The 16,235-nt window shown below is 72.3% G+C and carries 13 protein-coding genes and 1 riboswitch; of the genes, 7 read left to right on the top strand and 6 right to left on the bottom strand.

Going from position 1 to position 16,235, the window contains the following annotated elements:
* Positions 1 to 227: 227 nt before the first annotated feature.
* Entirely contained in the window at positions 228 to 1,280 is a 1,053-nt protein-coding gene (gene pseI, locus V6V47_RS12730; RefSeq protein WP_334628363.1) for a pseudaminic acid synthase, read from the bottom strand.
* Positions 1,281 to 1,413: 133 nt separating this feature from the next.
* The gene (locus tag V6V47_RS12725) at positions 1,414 to 2,610 is read right to left on the bottom strand and encodes a glycosyltransferase family 2 protein (protein WP_334628362.1); all 1,197 of its coding nucleotides are present in this window, start codon (positions 2,608 to 2,610) and stop codon (positions 1,414 to 1,416) included.
* A gap of 276 nt (positions 2,611 to 2,886) precedes the next feature.
* Between V6V47_RS12725 and V6V47_RS12720 the strand changes: the two genes are divergently transcribed.
* The 5 genes from V6V47_RS12720 to V6V47_RS12700 all read left to right on the top strand — a co-directional run bounded on the left by V6V47_RS12720 (position 2,887) and on the right by V6V47_RS12700 (position 8,054).
* Positions 2,887 to 4,194, top strand: coding sequence for an acyltransferase family protein (locus V6V47_RS12720; RefSeq protein WP_334628361.1), 1,308 nt, complete (start codon positions 2,887 to 2,889; stop codon positions 4,192 to 4,194).
* Between the two features lie 91 nt (positions 4,195 to 4,285).
* On the top strand, positions 4,286 to 4,741 hold the full coding sequence (locus tag V6V47_RS12715) for a hypothetical protein (RefSeq protein WP_334628360.1): 456 nt from the start codon (positions 4,286 to 4,288) through the stop codon (positions 4,739 to 4,741).
* 134 nt (positions 4,742 to 4,875) lie between these two features.
* Complete coding sequence (locus V6V47_RS12710) at positions 4,876 to 5,646, top strand: hypothetical protein (protein ID WP_334628359.1); 771 nt, start codon at positions 4,876 to 4,878, stop codon at positions 5,644 to 5,646.
* Between the two features lie 286 nt (positions 5,647 to 5,932).
* A riboswitch (cyclic di-AMP (ydaO/yuaA leader) is annotated at positions 5,933 to 6,074 on the top strand.
* A gap of 232 nt (positions 6,075 to 6,306) precedes the next feature.
* Positions 6,307 to 7,164 carry a C39 family peptidase gene (locus tag V6V47_RS12705; RefSeq protein WP_334628358.1) on the top strand — a complete coding sequence of 286 codons (858 nt, stop codon included), beginning with the start codon at positions 6,307 to 6,309 and terminating at the stop codon, positions 7,162 to 7,164.
* A 143-nt stretch (positions 7,165 to 7,307) separates the two neighbouring features.
* Entirely contained in the window at positions 7,308 to 8,054 is a 747-nt protein-coding gene (locus V6V47_RS12700) for an alpha/beta fold hydrolase (RefSeq protein WP_334628357.1), read from the top strand.
* 3 nt (positions 8,055 to 8,057) lie between these two features.
* Here the strand turns inward: V6V47_RS12700 and V6V47_RS12695 are convergent, their stop codons facing one another.
* The 4 genes from V6V47_RS12695 to V6V47_RS12680 all read right to left on the bottom strand — a co-directional run bounded on the left by V6V47_RS12695 (position 8,058) and on the right by V6V47_RS12680 (position 13,143).
* A complete protein-coding gene (locus V6V47_RS12695; RefSeq protein ID WP_334628356.1) occupies positions 8,058 to 9,728 on the bottom strand; it encodes a CDP-glycerol glycerophosphotransferase family protein in 1,671 nt (556 codons plus the stop codon).
* Between the two features lie 45 nt (positions 9,729 to 9,773).
* Positions 9,774 to 11,291, bottom strand: a complete 1,518-nt coding sequence (locus tag V6V47_RS12690; RefSeq protein ID WP_334628355.1) for a bifunctional cytidylyltransferase/SDR family oxidoreductase — start codon at positions 11,289 to 11,291, stop codon at positions 9,774 to 9,776.
* Between the two features lie 144 nt (positions 11,292 to 11,435).
* Positions 11,436 to 12,245 carry an ABC transporter ATP-binding protein gene (locus tag V6V47_RS12685; protein ID WP_442934226.1) on the bottom strand — a complete coding sequence of 270 codons (810 nt, stop codon included), beginning with the start codon at positions 12,243 to 12,245 and terminating at the stop codon, positions 11,436 to 11,438.
* 4 nt (positions 12,246 to 12,249) lie between these two features.
* On the bottom strand, positions 12,250 to 13,143 hold the full coding sequence (locus V6V47_RS12680; RefSeq protein WP_334628353.1) for an ABC transporter permease: 894 nt from the start codon (positions 13,141 to 13,143) through the stop codon (positions 12,250 to 12,252).
* Positions 13,144 to 13,321: 178 nt separating this feature from the next.
* Between V6V47_RS12680 and V6V47_RS12675 the strand changes: the two genes are divergently transcribed.
* Together V6V47_RS12675 and V6V47_RS12670 are read left to right on the top strand one after the other, a co-directional pair.
* On the top strand, positions 13,322 to 13,960 hold the full coding sequence (locus V6V47_RS12675; RefSeq protein WP_334628352.1) for a TetR/AcrR family transcriptional regulator: 639 nt from the start codon (positions 13,322 to 13,324) through the stop codon (positions 13,958 to 13,960).
* A gap of 126 nt (positions 13,961 to 14,086) precedes the next feature.
* Entirely contained in the window at positions 14,087 to 16,213 is a 2,127-nt protein-coding gene (locus V6V47_RS12670) for a DUF6077 domain-containing protein (RefSeq protein ID WP_334628351.1), read from the top strand.
* The last annotated feature ends 22 nt before the right edge of the window (positions 16,214 to 16,235 follow it).

Genomic DNA, 16,235 nt, shown 5'->3' with positions numbered 1-16,235 from the left:
CCCCCACCCCCGCCCCCACCCCCCACCCCCGCGATCATGCCCCCGCCCCCCACCCCCGCGATCATGCACTTTCGGACCCCGAACTGCGGCTTTCGCGCCTTTGGTCGGGGCAGTAACTGCAAGATCGCCGGGGGAGGCGGGGCGGCGGGGCGGGGCGGGGCGGGGTGGCGGGGTGGGGCGGGGCGCAGGGGTGCGCCCCGCGCCCCTGCGCCCCGACTTCGCGCTCGTTAGATCAGGTCCCAGCTCAGCGGCGTGCCGCGCGGGACGTCGGCGGCGAAGGTCCGACCGAGCACCCGGTCGATCTCCACGGGGGCCAGCCCGCCCGCCGGCCGGATGGACCGGACGTTCTGTGCGGTGACCGGGTCGCCGGCCCGCACGTCCTGGACCACGAAGAGCGAACGGCGGAAGCGCAGCCCCTCCTGCTCGGCCGGGGTCGGGCCGATCGCGGTGCCGCCCAGCGCCGCGTACGCCCGGCCGGACTCGGCGACCAGGGCCGTCAACTCGGCCGGGTTGAGGGAGAAGTCGGAGTCCACGCCGCCGTCGGCCCGGTCCAGCGTCACGTGCTTCTCGATGAAGCAGGCGCCGAGCGCCACCGAGGCGACCGCCACGCCGATGCCGGGCGTGTGGTCGGAGAGCCCCACCGGCACGTCGAACGCACCGGCCAGCACCGGCAGCCGGCGCAGGTTGCTGTCGGCCGGAGGTGCCGGGTAGGACGCCGTGCAGGCCAGCAGCACGATGCCCGCCGCGCCGCCGTCCCGGGCGGTCCGTACCGCGGCGTCGATCTCGGCCACCGTCGCCATCCCCGTGGAGATCACCATCGGCTTGCCGGTGCTGGCCACCAGGCGGATCAGCGGCAGGTCCACCAATTCCGACGAAGCGATCTTGTACGCGGGTGCGTCCAGCGACTCCAGCAGCTCCACGGCGGTCGCGTCGAACGGCGACGAGAAGACGGTCAGGCCCCGCTCGCGGGCCCGCTCGAAGATCGGCGCGTGCCACTCGTACGGGGTGTGCGCCCGCTCGTAGAGCCGGTACAGGTTCTCCCTGCCCCACAGCTCGTGCCCACTGGAGATGCGGAACGCCGGGGTGTCGACGTCGATCGTGATCGTGTCCGGCCGGTACGTCTGGAGCTTGAGCGCGTGCGCCCCGCTCTCGGCCACCGCGTCGACGATGGCCAGCGCCCGGTCCAGGTCACCGTTGTGGTTGCCGGACATCTCGGCGACCACGAAGGGTCGCTCCCCGGCACCGACCGCGTGCGGTCCGATCTTGATTGTCGCCGTCATTCCGACCTCTGCTCAGGTACGTCCGCACCGGAGTGCGGTGGTGCTGTCGTCGTCCACCCGAATGATGAACGACCTGGAAAACCAGGCCGCCGGGAGCCGACCCGGCTCCCGGCGTGCGGTGTGGTGGGCGCGGTCACGGCGCGTGCCGCCCGACCAGCGCCTCGGGGTGGTGCACCGGGTCCGGTGCGTCGACGATGGTGAGCCCGATGTCGGTCCACGTCGCGGTGGCGGTGTCGACCCCTCGATCGGCGTCCCCGTCGCCCGCGTCCGCGCGGCCGCCGTCCTCGGAGGCCCCCCCGGCCCCCGGGCGCCGCAGCCGGCCCGCGACACGGTGGGCCTGGCGCAGGGCCGAGTACGCGAGGTAGTCGCCGCGCCCCACCAGCCGGTGCTTGAGCCCGGCGACGCCCGGCGGCAGCGGGTAGCCATCGCTGGGCAGGTAGCGGCGGTACTGCTCGGCGACCCGCTGGAAGAAGGCCCGCCGCAGGTGCGGGTGCAGCCGGTCGTCGTTGCCGACCACCACCAGATAGTGGCTGATCATCAGCTCGAACAGCTCGGCCTGGAGGCGCTCGTCCGGGTGGTGCCGGCGGACCCACTCCATCAGCCGCTCGTACTGGTCGAACGCGTCGAAGTGCCGGCCGCTCCGGGTGGAGGTGATCGCGCCCTGCCGGCCCTGCCGGTACAGGTAACAGACCCGGTCCAGCACCGAGATCTTCTCCGCGCCGATCAGCAGCGGGTGGCTGAACGGGATGTCCTCGTACCAGCCGGGGAAGAACCGCAGCTCCAGCTCGTCCAAGAACGCCCGACGAACGACCTTGTTCCACGCCGTGTGCTGTACGCGCAGCAGTTGCGGCTGGTCCGCGAGGCGGGCGACACCGGGTATCCCGCGCAGCAGGTGACTGCTCGCGTCGACCTCCCGCCGGCCGTCCTCGTGCACCCGCAGGTGATCCAGCATGAGCAGGTCGGGCTGGTGCTGGCGCAGCCGGTCCAGGACGGCCGCGATGGTGCCCGGGGGCAGCCAGTCGTCGCTGTCGACGAACCAGACGTACTGGCCGGTGGCGACCTCGAGGCCGGCGTTGCGGGCCAGGCCCAGGCCCACGTTGGTGCTCAGGTGCACGACGCGGACCCCGTCGCGGCCGGCGGCGTACGAGCGCAGCATCGCGCCGCAGCCGTCCGGGGAGGCGTCGTCGACGGCGACCAACTCGACCGCGCCCGCCTCGCCCACCGGAATGTCGGACCGGATCGACTCGAGGCACTGATACAGGTACGCCTCGACGCCGTAGACGGGCACGACGATGCTCAGCAGCGGTGCGCGCGTCGGCTGATTGACCACGTCGCCACCTTCGACGATCCGGGTGGCCGGACGCGTAATCCCACGTGACTGTCGGTGGTGGGATTTTTGAACAGCGGACCAGGATCGGGTTAACGGCCGGCGCGCACCGCGTGTCCGCTACCCGTGGGACACGTCCGGTTCACCCGGGAGTGACCCGGTAGGGTGCCTCGGTGCGGCCCACCCGGGTCGTCGTGGGCGTCGCCGCCGCGCCGTCCGACGCCGCGCCGAGGAGGAGACGCACGTGCTGGTGACCCTGCGGAGCGTACGGACCCCAGCATGACGAGCGCCGGCGCCGCGTCGACTGCCCCGTCCGCTCCGGCCGCCGCCCCGGCCCGGCTGCCCTCGCTGACCGGGTTGCGCTGGATCGCCGCGTTGCTGGTCTTCGGCTTCCACGCCGGCACCATGCGGATCATCGCCGAGCCGGACTACAAGGCCGTGGTCGACGGGTTCTTCACCCTCGGTCTGTCCGGGGTGCAGTTCTTCTTCATCCTCAGCGGCTTCGTGCTGGTCTGGTCGGCCCGCCCCGGCGGGTCCCGGCGGACCTTCTGGCGGCGACGGGTCGCCAAGATCTACCCCAATCATCTGGTGCTCTGGGGGGCCGCGCTGCTGGTCGCCTGGTGGTTCGCCGACCCGGTCCTGCCGGCTGTCGCGCTGGAGAACCTGCTGCTGCTGCAGGCGTGGGACCCCCGGCCGGGCTGGTTCTACAGCATCAACACGGTCAGCTGGTCACTGTCCTGTGAGTTCTTCTTCTACCTCTGCCTGCCGTTGGCCCTGCCGCTGCTGCGTCGGGCCCGGCCGGCGCTGCTCTGGGCGCTGATCATCGCGCTGCCGCTGCTGATCCTCGCCCTCTGGCCCGCCCAGAATCTGGTGCCCGAGCCCAGCCGCTGGTGGTTCACCCAGGTCTTCCCGCCGGTGCGCTCGCTGGAGTTCTGGCTGGGCGCGGTGGCCGCCGAGCTGATGCTCCGTGGCCGGTGGCGGGGCCCGAACCTGCCCGTCGCCAGCGTGATCTTCGTGGCCGCCTGGGTGGGCGCGCACTGGATCCGCGCCGAGCTGTGGACCACTCTGCTCGCGGTGGTGTACCTGCTGGTCATCACCGCGGCGGCGGACGCCGACGTGCGGGGCCTCCGGTCACCGTGGCGTTCCCGGCCGCTGGTCTGGCTCGGTGAGGTGTCCTTCGCCTTCTACCTGGTGCACGTGCTGGTGATGACGACCGTGCTGCGCTGGACCGGCGACTGGGGGACCGGCTTCGGCGGCTGGCACGGCCCGGCGGTGGTGCTCGGCTTCCTGCTGGTGACCCTGCTCCTCGCCGGGCTGCTGCACCGCTACGTCGAGACTCCGATGATGCGCCGGCTTGCCTCGCGCCGCCGGGCCCGCCCGGCCGTCGTCCCCCGGCAGCGCACCAGCGGCACCGAAGCCAGCGAGGCCGCTGACGCCGGCCAGGTCGGTAACGCCAGCCAGGTCGGCGAAGCCAACCAGTTCGGTAACGCCAGCCAGGTCGGCGAAGCCAGCCAGGCCGGTCAGGCCAGCCCGGCCGGCGAGGCGGTTCACATCGACGAGCGTTCGACGTACGCCGACTCGCGCTGACGCCGTCCACCCTGGTCAGCGCCCTCGGCGCGGCGTAAGCGACACGCCCGACGCCGATGCGCCCGATCGGCGGCGGCGGTAGCGTGATGACGTGCTTACGGTCGCGCTCACCTGTCCCCTGTGGTGGGTGGCGCGCTGGGCCAGCCGGGTGCTGACCAGCCTCGCCGTCGTCGCCGCCCTCGCGCTCGGCGCGGGCACGTCCCCTGCGGTGGCGGTCGCGCCACCAGCGCCGGCCGCCGCGCCGTTGCCGTTCACCGCCGCGCCGCTGGCGGGGCAGGTCGTCGTGCCGACGGCGGTGACCGCCGGGCCGCTCGCCGCGTCGTGCCGGCCCGCTTCGGTGAGTGGTGCCGGGCGGGTGGCCCCGGTCGTCGCCGAGGGATCCAGCCCGGCGTGGTCGGCCGACCCGCAACCGGTGCCCGTCGGCGGCCAGGGTGCGGTATTCGCCGGTTCGGCCGGCCCGCTGTCGGGGTGCGGGGCTGACCCGGATCGACTACCCCCGGCCGATGGCCCGGCCAGCAGGGCACCGCGGGCCCCACCCGGGCGCTGAGTCCCCGGCCCGAGCGTCCCACCGCCACACCTGTCGATCCATCAACTCCGTACCCACCGCTCGCGTGGCCCGCGCAAGGGCCCGGGCGGCCGGTGCGGCTCCCCATCGCATCGCTCATTCCCCGAGGTGTCGACATGGAGACCGCCGTCTTCTACCAGTTCCTGATCGAGGTGCCGCAGGCCGCCGTCATCTGGTCGGCCCTTTTCCTGCTGGCGATGACCGTCCTCGTCGTGCTGGTCGCCCGCAACGATCAGGACCAGCCGGCGGCCGATCCGCCCCCGCCGGCGCCGACCGCTCGGGAGTTGGCTGCCGCCGAGGCTGTCGATCTGAGCAGGTACGCCGAGGAGGTGGCCGTCGCCGCGGCCGGCGCCGCGCAGACCGCTCGCCGACGGCGGGCCGACTGGCTGGCCGCGCAGGAGGCGGTGGAGGCGGCGTGGGCCGGGTACGACGAGGCGGACACCGCCGCGCGCCGGGTCGCCGGTGCTGGCGCGCTACCCACCCCACGTACCCCGCGCACCCCCTTCGAGTACGCCGCCCGGGAGCGCTTTCTGCACCACGCGGCGGTGACGGCGCACTGGCGCGGTGAGCTGTCCATGGGCCAGCTCGGCGACGTGTTCGGGCAGCGGCACGGCTGGGACCCCCGTCGGCACCCGGTCGAGCAGGAGGTGCAGCTGCACCGGGCGATCCGGGACGGTCGGCGGGCCGACTACCAGGCCGCCGCCGGGCGGGAACGGACAGCCTGGCGGGACGCGGAGCTGGCCGCCGAGGCCGCCCGCGCCCTCGCGGAGGAGGCGTACGCGGCGGCAACCCGGCTGCGGCCCGACCCGGTTCCGGCCCGTCGCACGGTGTCCGCGGCGTTCCGGCCGGCAGTCGTGACGCGCTGGCGTCCGGCCCGCGTGGGCTGATTTCGCCGTTTGGTGGGTGAGCCCCGTCACACTGGCCAGGAATCGGGCGTGCGGCACGATCGGCCGGATTGTGCCCGTGAATTCGTCGGCATTGTTGACAACCTGTCCGGTTGTCGCCCGCAGGTGCCGCCGTAACCGCTTGTCCCATCGAGTCGCGTCAGTGGTAATACGCGCAGAAATTGTCGCGCCCCTTGAGGTTTACGCAGGTGAACCGCGCTTGGCAGGGCGTGAAGTGGCCAGTAGTGTCGGCTCGTCCGGTGCGGTAACCGATCGCAAGAGGCGACGCCGCGCCGACCCGCTCAATCGTGATCTACGAACCGGGGACCCACCAGTAAGTCCGGGGTGAATCCGCGAGCCACGGCCCGCGGTAGGGCGATCTTCCCGCCCGAATCCGTCAGCTAACCCGGTAGGCGGTGTCGGAAGGAGTTCCATTTCCGTGCAGCACCTCACCACCCCTCGGTTGTTCCCCCGCCTCCACGGCGTCGTGGTACCCCCGCTCATTCGTCCGGTGACGGTGAGCTGACCCCCGGGTCACCACCCTTCCCGCCCGGCCGCGCCGGGCGTACCCCTGAGCGGTTCACCATCCGCGGACCACGGTCCGCGCGCTGGCGCCTGCCCGGATACCGGCTCGGCCCCGGTGTGCCGCTCTCCCCCTGAACCGTGGAGGATCCCGTGAAGCACACCCTGAAGCGTCAGCTCCGCCGCCTCACCACTGAGCGTCCGTACCAGATCGTCGCCGCCTCTGCCGCGGCCCTCGCGCTCGCGACCACGACCGGCGCCCTGCTCGCCGGCACCGACGACGCGCCCGCCGCCGGCAAGCACACCGCGACCACGGTCGCCGAGATGCGCAGCGGCACGGTCACCTCCGGCAGCGACGCGCTCGTCATTCCCCCTTCGGCCAGCACGTCGCCGACCGCTGCGGCCCCGACCACCAGCGCCGCGTCGCCGGCCGCCAAGGCCAAGGCCAAGAGCAACCCGGACCTGACCCGTAAGCCGCAGCCGCCGAAGCCGCCCGCGACCAAGGTGCTCGACTACGACTACCAGGCGCAGATCACGTACTACAACTGCGGCCCGGCGGCCACCCGTAACGCGCTCAGCGCCACCGGCATCGACCGTACGCAGGACGAGCTGGGCGCCGAGCTGGGCACCACCGAGATGGGCACCAACTCGGCCGAGGACACCACCCGGGTGCTCAACGCCGAGGTGAAGGGCTCCCCGTACAAGACCCGGATGTTCCCGACCGCGCCGAGCCGGACGCAGATCGACCGCCTCCAGGCCGACGTGGTCGCGGCGATCACCGACCACCGTGGCGTGGTGGCCAACATCGTCGGCGACGCCACCGACACCGACGGCAACTGGCACTCCTACGGCGGCGGCCACTACATCGCCGTGGTCGGCTACAAGGACAGCGGCCGGACCGTGCGGATCGCCGACTCGGCGAACGCGGCTGACCCGGCGTACTGGATCAGCACCATCGACCTGGCCAACTGGATCACCAGCCGGGGTTACTCCGCCTGACCTGGGCGCGTAACGGCTGCGGGCGCCGTCCCCCACGAGGGGACGGCGCCCGCGGCGTCTGGACTCCACAATGGTGGATCTTTCTGCGGCATCGGCGGCGGCGACTCTCGTACCAGGGGCGGAAACCGTGGGAGACTGCGGCCGTGGTAGATGAATCGGGTGACCGCCCTGGCCGTCGGCCGGTCCTGCTGCTGCTGCACGGAATGGGGACGACCGGGGATGTCTGGCTGCCCTGGGCGTCGCTGCTCGAGCAGCACTGGCCCGGGCGGTGGCTCGTTCCGGACCTCGCGGGGCACGGCTGGTCGGCCCCGCTGTCGTCGTACTCCTTCGACGGGTTCGCTCAGCGGGTCGCCAACGGCCTCGCCGCCGACGACCGGATCGTCGTCCTCGGCCACTCGCTGGGCGGGGTGGTCGCTCTTGCCCTGGCCGCCCGCGCCGCGGGGACGCCGGTGGACGCGGTGGTCGGGCTCGGCATCAAGGCGGTCTGGTCACCCGCCGAGCTGACCCACGCCGCCGAGCTCGCCGCCCGCCCGGTGAGCTGGTTCGCCAACCGCACCGAGGCGGCTCGTCGCTACCTGCGGGTCGCCGGGCTCGCCGGCCTGGTCTCGCCGGACGACCCGATGGTGGACGCCGGCCTGCGTCAGGTCGACGGCCGGTGGCGGCTGGCGATGGACCCGGCCGCGTTCGCCGTGGGCGAGCCCGACCTCGCCGCGCTGCTGGCGGCGACCGACGTGCCCGTCGTGCTGGCGCGGGGCGAACTCGATCCGATGGTCACCGACGCGCAGCTCAAGGAGTTCGGCGTACCGGTCGCCACGCTGCCCGGGCTCGGCCACAACGCGCACGTGGAGGACCCGGCGGCCGTGCTCGCGCTGCTCGACCCGTACCGCTGAGCGCTACACCGGTGCGGAGGTGGCCAGGGTCCTGGTCGGCTCCAGCTCCCGACGGGCGGCGTCCAGGAACGCTTCGGCGTACGACTCGGCCGGGAAGTCACCGAGGTAGCGGCGGCGGGTGGCCCAACGCGCCTCGGCCACCGGATCGGTGTCCAGCAGCGCGGTCAGCACCTCGTCCACGTTGGACATGTCCCGGCGCAGCACGTAGCCCGACCCGGCCAGCGGGAAGCGTTCCACGAACCGGTCACCCTCGTCGCCCATGTCGGTGACCGCGTACGGCTTGCCCGAGTAGAGGTAGTCCGAGATGACGCCGGACACGTCGGAGACCAGCGCGTCCGAGCGGTTGACGCACTCGGTCAGGGTCAGCTCCCGGGCCGCCGCGCCCACCACGTGCTGTCGCCCGGTGCGGGCCCGGTCGGCGACCAGCAGCTCGGTCAACCGGCCCAGCTGCCGGGCCGAGGCCGGATTCTGCGTGGTGTACGGGTGGGCGCGCAGGGTCACCGTGGCCCCGCGCTCCAGCAGTCGCCGCAGCAGCCGCTCGGCCACCGGCAGCGAGCAGTAGTCGGCGTCGGCGTGGTGCCCGGTCCAGGTCGGCGTGTAGAGCACGGTCGGGTGCGCCAGCCCCCGCGTCGGCTCCGAGCGCACCTCGATCGACTCGACCTGCGGGCGGCCCACCACGACGAACTTCTCCGCCGGGATCCGCACGCCGGCCCGGGCGTACCGGTCGATGGCGGCCGGACCGGCCACGAAGATCCGGTCGAAGATCCCCGACACCGGGTTGGCGCTCGGTGCCTTGTCGCTGTCACCGTGGTGCAACTGCACGTGGGCGAGCTGGGTGAACCGGATGCAGTGGCTGTTCTTCGCCCCGTGGTTGACGTAGAACGCCGCCCGCAGGCTCGGCACCAGCACGTCGTCCATCGTCCGCAGGGTCGGGCAGTAGACCACCGGGGCGTCGGTGGCCGCGGCGATCGACGCCAGGAACTCCGGCTCGCGGAGCACGACCACGAACGGACGGCCGATCCGCTTCAGGTACGGCAGCCACATGGTGACCTGGTACTCCGAGCCGGGCGGCGCGGAGAAGTAGAGCAGGAACTCCGGCTGGTGCCGGCGCAGCGCCTGGGCCACCGCGCCACCGCCCGCGGTCGGCCGGAACCGCCGCCGGGCCAGGTCCAGGGCGACCGCCCCGGCGCCGGCGGCGACCAGCAGGCTGGCGGCCAGCGCCACGGCGGCGGGCAGGACCAGCGCGGCGGTCAGCGCGATCGCCGCGAGCAGCCCGAGCAGGGCGGTGCCGAGTTGGTCGGCGACGAGCGGCGTCCAGGCCCGCACCGGCAGGTTGGCCGCCCGGATCTCCAGGTTGCCGGCGGTACGCAGCGGCCCGACCAGCAGCACCAGCCCCAGCAGGACCAGCGCGGTGGCGACCAGCGCCAGGTCGAGCCCGTCGTCCAGCCGTCGGGCGTACCCGACCAGGACCGCGGCGGCGACCAGCGCCGTCTCCACGACGAGGTCCGCACCCGGCCGGACCCGCCGCTCGGCGGCAGCCGCGGCCAGCGCGGCGACGGCCAGCGCCAGCCCCCATCCGGTGGCGCCGGTCAGCGCCACCACGACGAAGGCCAGCACGGCCAGTCCGGCGCTCAGGCACCGGGCGGCCAGCTTCCGGACCAGGTCACCACGCATGTCGCTCCGTTCGCCGCCGTCGTCGGTGTCGCGTCGCCGTCGGCGTCAGTTCGCGGAGGCCGCGCCGGCCGGCGATCCGACCCGACCCGACCCGGACTGCGCCGGCACGCTCGGCGCGGGTGCGTCACCCGGCGCCCGGCGGACGTCGATGACCTGACCGGTCAGGTCGGACACCAGCACGTCCAGCGACGACTGGGCGACGGCGTCCGCGGCGAGCAGGGTGTGCTCCGGCTCCTCGCCGAAAGCCTTGGTACGCATCGGCGTCGCGGTCCGCTCGGGGTTGATGCAGTTGACCCGGACGCCGACCTCGGCCCACTCGTCGGCCAGCGCCTGGGTGAGGTTGACCAGGGCGGCCTTGGTGGCCGAGTAGAGCGCGTAGCGGGCCCGCCCCCGGGTGTAGGAGCTGGAGGTGTAGAGCAGCAGTTGGCCCTTGGTCTGCTGCAGGTACGGCAGGGACTGCCGGGCGATGGTCACCGGGCCGACGAAGTTGACCTGGAGCAGCCGGTCCATGGTCGCCTCGTCCATCTCAACGAGCGCGCCCTTCTCCAGGATCCCGGCGGTGACCACGACGTGGTCGATCCGGCCGGTGGCCTCGAACGCGGCCTTCAGGGCGGCCTCGACGTCCTCGGCCTTCTCCACGTGGGTGCCCGTGGTGGAGCGGCTGACCGGGAAGACCTGGGCGCCGTAGCGCCGGGCCAGCTCGGTCAGCTCGTGGCCGATGCCGTAGCTGCCGCCGAACACCACGATGGTGCGGCCGGTCAGCTCCTCGGTGTAGCTGCGGTGGTCGGTCAGCCGGGGCGCCTGCGCCGCGGCGAGCTGGAAGAGCTTGTCCGCCAGGTGCACGTCGACCGGGTGCGTGACCTTGATGTTCTCGTCCGAGCCGTCGATCACCTTGATCGGGGTGCCGGGCAGGTAGCGCAGCACCACGCCGCAGTCGTCGGTGGCGGCGAAGTTCGGGTCATCCTCGGCGACCGCGTACGCCGCACGGATGGTGGGGGAGCGGAACGCCTGCGGGGTCTGCCCACGGCGCAACCGGGAGCGCACCGGGATGTCGGTGATGCAGTCGTTCTCGTCCACCTGGATGATCGTGTCGGCGGACGGGATGGCCACGTCCACCGCGGCGTAGGTCCAGAGCGCGTTCACGCACTCGCGCACGATCCGACCGCTGACCAGCGGGCGCACCGCGTCGTGGAAGAGGATGTTGCAGTCCGCCGGACCGACCGCGTCCAGGGCGATCCGGGTGGTCGCGTTGCGGGTGTCGCCGCCCTCGATCACCTTGGTGACCTTGCGGAAGCCGGCCTTCTCGACGATCTGCCGGGCGTCCTCGACGTGCCCGGTCGCCATCAGCACGATGATCTCGTCGATCTCCGGTGCCGCCTCGAAGACCGCCAGGGTGTGCTCGATGATCGGCTTACCGGCGATCTTCAGCAGCTGCTTCGGGATGCCGAGACCCAGCCGGGTCCCGGTGCCTCCGGCCAGCACCACGGCCACTGTCCGCGAGGGCCGCCACGGTGCCGGGGTCTCCGTTGCGGCGTCCGGGCCAGTGGTCTGGTCCTGCGTCATTGCCGGATCCTCACTCTCAGGAATGCGTTAACGGAAGGTTCCGCCCGAGCGGCGACGGAATGAACCTTAACGCGCGGACCGCGCCGCCCCAACGGGGCGACGCGGTCCGGTGGTCCGAATCGATGCCGTATGTTTCCCGGAACCTTACTTGCTGTTCGCGTAGGCCTCGTATGCCCGGATGACCTCGTCAGTGGGCCCGTCCATCCGCAGCACGCCGGATTCCAGCCAGATCGTCCGTTCGCAGGTGTCCCGGATCGAGCCGAGCTGGTGGCTGACGAGGAACACCGTGCCGGCGCCCTCGCGCAGCTCCCGCACACGCTGCTCACTGCGCTTACGGAAGCCCTTGTCACCGGTGGCGAGCGCCTCGTCGATCAGCAGCACGTCGTGCTTCTTCGCCGCCGCGATGGCGAAGCGCAGTCGGGCGGCCATGCCGGAGGAGTACGTCTTCATCGGCAGCGAGGCGAAGTCGCCGCGCTCGTTGATCCCGGAGAAGTCGATGATCTCGGGGGTCTGCCGGGCCACCTCCTCCGGCGACATGCCCATCGCCAGGCAGCCGAGGACCACGTTGCGCTCGCCGGAGAGGTCGTTGAGCAGGGCCGCGTTCACCCCGAGCAGCGACGGCTGGCCCTGGGTGTAGACCGCGCCGCGGGTGGCCGGCAGCAGACCGGCGATGGTCCGCAGCATGGTCGACTTGCCGGAGCCGTTGCTGCCGATCAGGCCGATCGCCTCGCCGCGGTACGCGGTGAAGCTGACCCCCTTGACCGCGTGCACCTCCTGGATGTTCGGCGCCGAGGTGCGGGTGAGCATCCGCCGGAGCGAGGCCACCGGGCTGCTGCCGCCGCCCGCACCCTTGTGCACCTTGTAGATCACGTGCGCGTCGTCCAGCACCACCGTGGGGATGCGTTCCTCCGTCAGCACGGGCAGGCTGACGGTCGCCTCGTTGGCGGCGTGCAGTTGCTCAACCACGGCCGTACTCCTGTTCGCCGCGCCAGAAGTAGATGAACCCACCGACGCCGGCCACCACGGCCCAGCCCACGGCGACCAGCCAGAGCTGGGTCACCGACTCGTTGAGCAGTGGCGCCTGCTCCAGCAGCGCGTACCGGGCCAGCTCGATGTAGACGAGCAGCGGGTTGTACTGGACCAGCGTCGTCGCCCAGTGCGGCAGCCGCTCGAAGAGGCTGACGCTGTAGAGGACGCCGGAGCCGTACATCCAGGTGCGCATGATGAACGGCATGACCTGCTTCAGGTCGCTGGCCTTGGCACCCATCCGGGCCACCAGGAGCACCACGCCGGCGTTGAACACCGCCTGGAGCAGCAGGGCCGGAATCAGCATCAGCCACTCGAGGGTGATCGGCTCGCCGGTGACCAGCACGATGCCGATCAGCACCACCATCGAGGCCAGCAGTTGCTGGAACTGGGTCACCGTCGTGGAGAGCGGCAGGCTGGCGCGGGGGAAGTGCAGCGCCCGGATCAGCCCCAGGTTGCTGCTGATCGCCTGGGTGCCGGTCAGCACCGCGCTCTGGGTGAAGTTGAAGATGAACAGGCCGGTGGTGAGGTAGGCGATGAAGTTCGGGATCGAATTCTGCGCCAGCACCAGACCGAAGATCAGGTAGTAGACCGCCGCGTTGGTCAGCGGCGTGAGCACCTGCCAGATCTGACCGAGTTTGGCGTTGCTGTACGAGGCGACGAGCTTGGCATTGGCGTACGCGGCGATGAAATGCCGGTAGGCCCACAGTCGGCGGCTGTACTCGACGAGGGCGGGTCGCTCACCGGCGACCCGCAGTCCGTGCCGAGCGGCCAGCTGCGCCTGGGTCAGGCCCGTTTCGGGGTCGACCAGCGCGGTGGTGGCCATGGAAATGGCGCTCCGATCTTTCGTGCCGACGGGGTGTTCGCGACGATGGAATCTTAGTGTTAGCTGTGCGCGCAGCGCCGCCTCGTCGCTGCGTGGACAGTAGTCCGAAACACGTCGGGACGCAACCGTACCGTCGTTGCGCTACGCTGGATCGCGTGACAGGTGCAGAGAGTCCCCGATGACCAGCGAAAAGAGGCGCGCTCCGGCCGGCGCGGCGGTGCTCCGTGGTGAGATCACCACGGCCATCCGCCGGGCGCTGATGCAGGAGCTCGCCGCCGTCGGCTACGGCCGGCTCTCTATCGAGGCGGTGGCCCGCCGGGCCGGCGTCAGCAAGACGGCGATCTACCGTCGGTGGAATTCGAAGCTCGACCTGGTGCTGGACATCGTCGCCGCCGCGGCGCACGGCAAGCTCCCCGTGCTGGACACCGGCACCCTGCGCGGCGACCTCACGCTGCTGTTCCAGGTGGTGGCGCACGCGCTGCACCACCCGCTGGCCTCCCAGATCATTCCGGACCTGTTGGCCGAGGCCGCCCGCAATCCCAGCATCGACGAGACCCTGCGCCAGGTCCTGCAAGCCCGTCAGCAGGAGATCGCCGGCCGCCTCGTCGCCCGCGCCGTGCAGCGCGGTGAGCTGCCCGCCGACACTGACCCGGACGCCGCGGTCGACCTCATCGTCGGCCCGCTCTACTGGCGGCTCGCCATCGCCCGCCTCCCGCTCACCGACAGCTACCTGGATCGTCTGGTCGACTCCGTGACCGCCGGGCTGGGCGCGGAGAGCGCCCTGCCCCGTCAGCGGGAGGTTCCGGTCTCCGGCTGACCAGCTCCACGACACCCGCCCCACGGGGAGCCGGATCTCCCACTCGACTCCGCTACGCTGCCCCCTTGACACTCGGCCGTCACCGTGCCGACACCCGTCCCAGTCCGCCCGACGAGAAGGACGCCCGTGGCCAACGTCGACAGCATCGCCGTCGCGCCCACCGGTTCGGACCCCGAACCGTCCGAGCAGGCCCCGCCGGCCCGCGAGCCCGCCACCGGCCGGACGCCGGTCGCCCGGGTACGCGCACTGGTGGCCGCCGCCCCAACGCTGCTCACCGACGGCGCCGTGGTCGCGTTCGCGCTCTGGACCGTTCTCTATCACGCGGCCTTCCTGGGGGACCTGCGCCCGTCGGTGACGTTCCGGATCTGGCTGGTGGCCTGCGTGCTGCTCGCCGGGGTGGCCCTGTTCCGGGCCCGCCGTCGCTCCACCGCCGCGCCGCGAGGCGACGCCGCGGGAGACGGCACCCCGGAAGGCGACGAGTCAGCGGCCGGGGAGCACCCCGGCGTCGACCGCCGTCTGCTGGTCGGGGTCCTGGTCGCCGCCGCCGTGGCCGCGACCACCGCCGGAGTGGCCGGGACCGGCGTCGCCGTCCCCTGGGTGATCCCGGCCGTGGCCGGTCTGCTCGCGGCGGCCGGCGGGATCCTGCTGGTGCGGCGGGTCTGGCTGAGCGGCTCGCCGTCCGCGCCGGCCGCGCCGGCGCCCACCGCCGCGCAGTCGGCGTACGCGCTGATGGTCTCGGTGCTGGTCGCGATCTCGTCGTTCTTCCTGGCTCGCAACACCCCGGACGACGTGTACTACGTCGGCAGGTCGGTCTGGATCGCCGAGCGGGACCTGGTGCCGCTCAACGACTTCCTGTTCTCCGAGAACACCCTGCCGGCGATGGGCTCGCAGCCGCCGATCCCCTCGATCGAGGTGTTCGCCGGCGCGCTCGCCCGTGCGCTGGGCATCCACGCCGCCTCGGCCACCTGGTACGTGCTGCTGCCGATCCTGGCGGTGCTCGCGGTGCTGGCGCTCTGGCGACTGACGCACCGCTGGGCCCCGCGTCGCCCGGTGCTCGCCTTCACCGTCGCCATCGCGTACCTCTACCTGGTCGTCGGCGGGGACGCCGCGCTGGGCACGTTCCACCTGCCCCGGCTCTACGAGGGCAAGGGCATGTTCGTCTCGGCGGTCATCCCGCTGATGTGGCTGTACCTGACGCAGTGGTTCGACAACCGGTCACGGCGCAGCCTGCTGCTCATCGTGACGCTCTCGATCACCGCGATCGGCCTCACCACCACCGCCGCGATCATCCTGCCGATGCTGGTGGGTGCGGCCGGCTTCGCGATGCTGCTGGTCGGGCGTTGGAAGGCCGCCGTGCTGGCCGCGATCGCCGCCCTCACGTACCCCATCGGCTCGCTGGTGGTCTCCCGCCTGGTGCTCGGCACGCTGGCCGCGTCCGGCGCGGACGACGCGTTCTTCGACGCGGCGGCCACCTACCGGCGGACGCTGCTGTTCGGCGTGGTCGGTGTGATCAGTGGTCTGGCGCTGTGGTGCGGTCCGCTGCTGGCGCGCCGGCGTACGCCCGCGCTGCTCGTCGCCGGCTCCACCCTCGCGTTGAGCGTGCTGTTCATCCCCGGTGTGCTGGAGGCGGTGAGCGCGCTCAGCGGCATCTCGGTGGTGCTCTGGCGGGTGCCGTGGCTGCTCGCCCTGCCGACGCTGATCGGGCTGCTCTGCACCGTGCGGGTTCCGGCACCGACGGTGGCGGTGCGCCGCGCGGTGGCCGGCGGGATCGCGGTGCTGCTGGTCGCCTCGTTCGCCCTCTTCGCCACCCCGATGTGGTCGACGAAGAGCTGGGTCGACGTGCACAAGCGACCCACCTGGAAGCTGCCGCAGCAGCGCCAGTCGATCGCGTTCTGGATCAAGGGACTGGACCGGTCGCCCGGCCTGCTGCTCGCCCCGAAGACGATCATGCGGACCTCCCTGGTGGTCACCAGTCAGGTCCGGGTTGTCCTGCCTCGCGACTTCTATCTCGTGGAGTACGACCTCAACTCCCAGTTCGCCAAGGACCGGCTGCTGCTCGCCGGCTTCGCCGATGGCGACACCACCCCGTCGCCGACCGAGCTGACTCCGGCGCTCGACCGGCTGGACGTCGGCACCATCTGCGTCTACAACGGCAACACGTACGCCCGCGACCTGGCGCCGCAGCTCGGCTTCCAGGAGTTCGCGGCCCGTCCGGCGCCCGGAGCGATGACGTGTTTCCGGCGGGTCGGCTGAGCGCACGGCCCGCCGTGCAGGC

The sequence above is a fragment of the Micromonospora sp. CPCC 205539 genome (assembly GCF_036906815.1).
Lineage (GTDB): Bacteria > Actinomycetota > Actinomycetes > Mycobacteriales > Micromonosporaceae > Micromonospora.
This window is presented reverse-complemented; position numbering and strand designations above follow the sequence as displayed.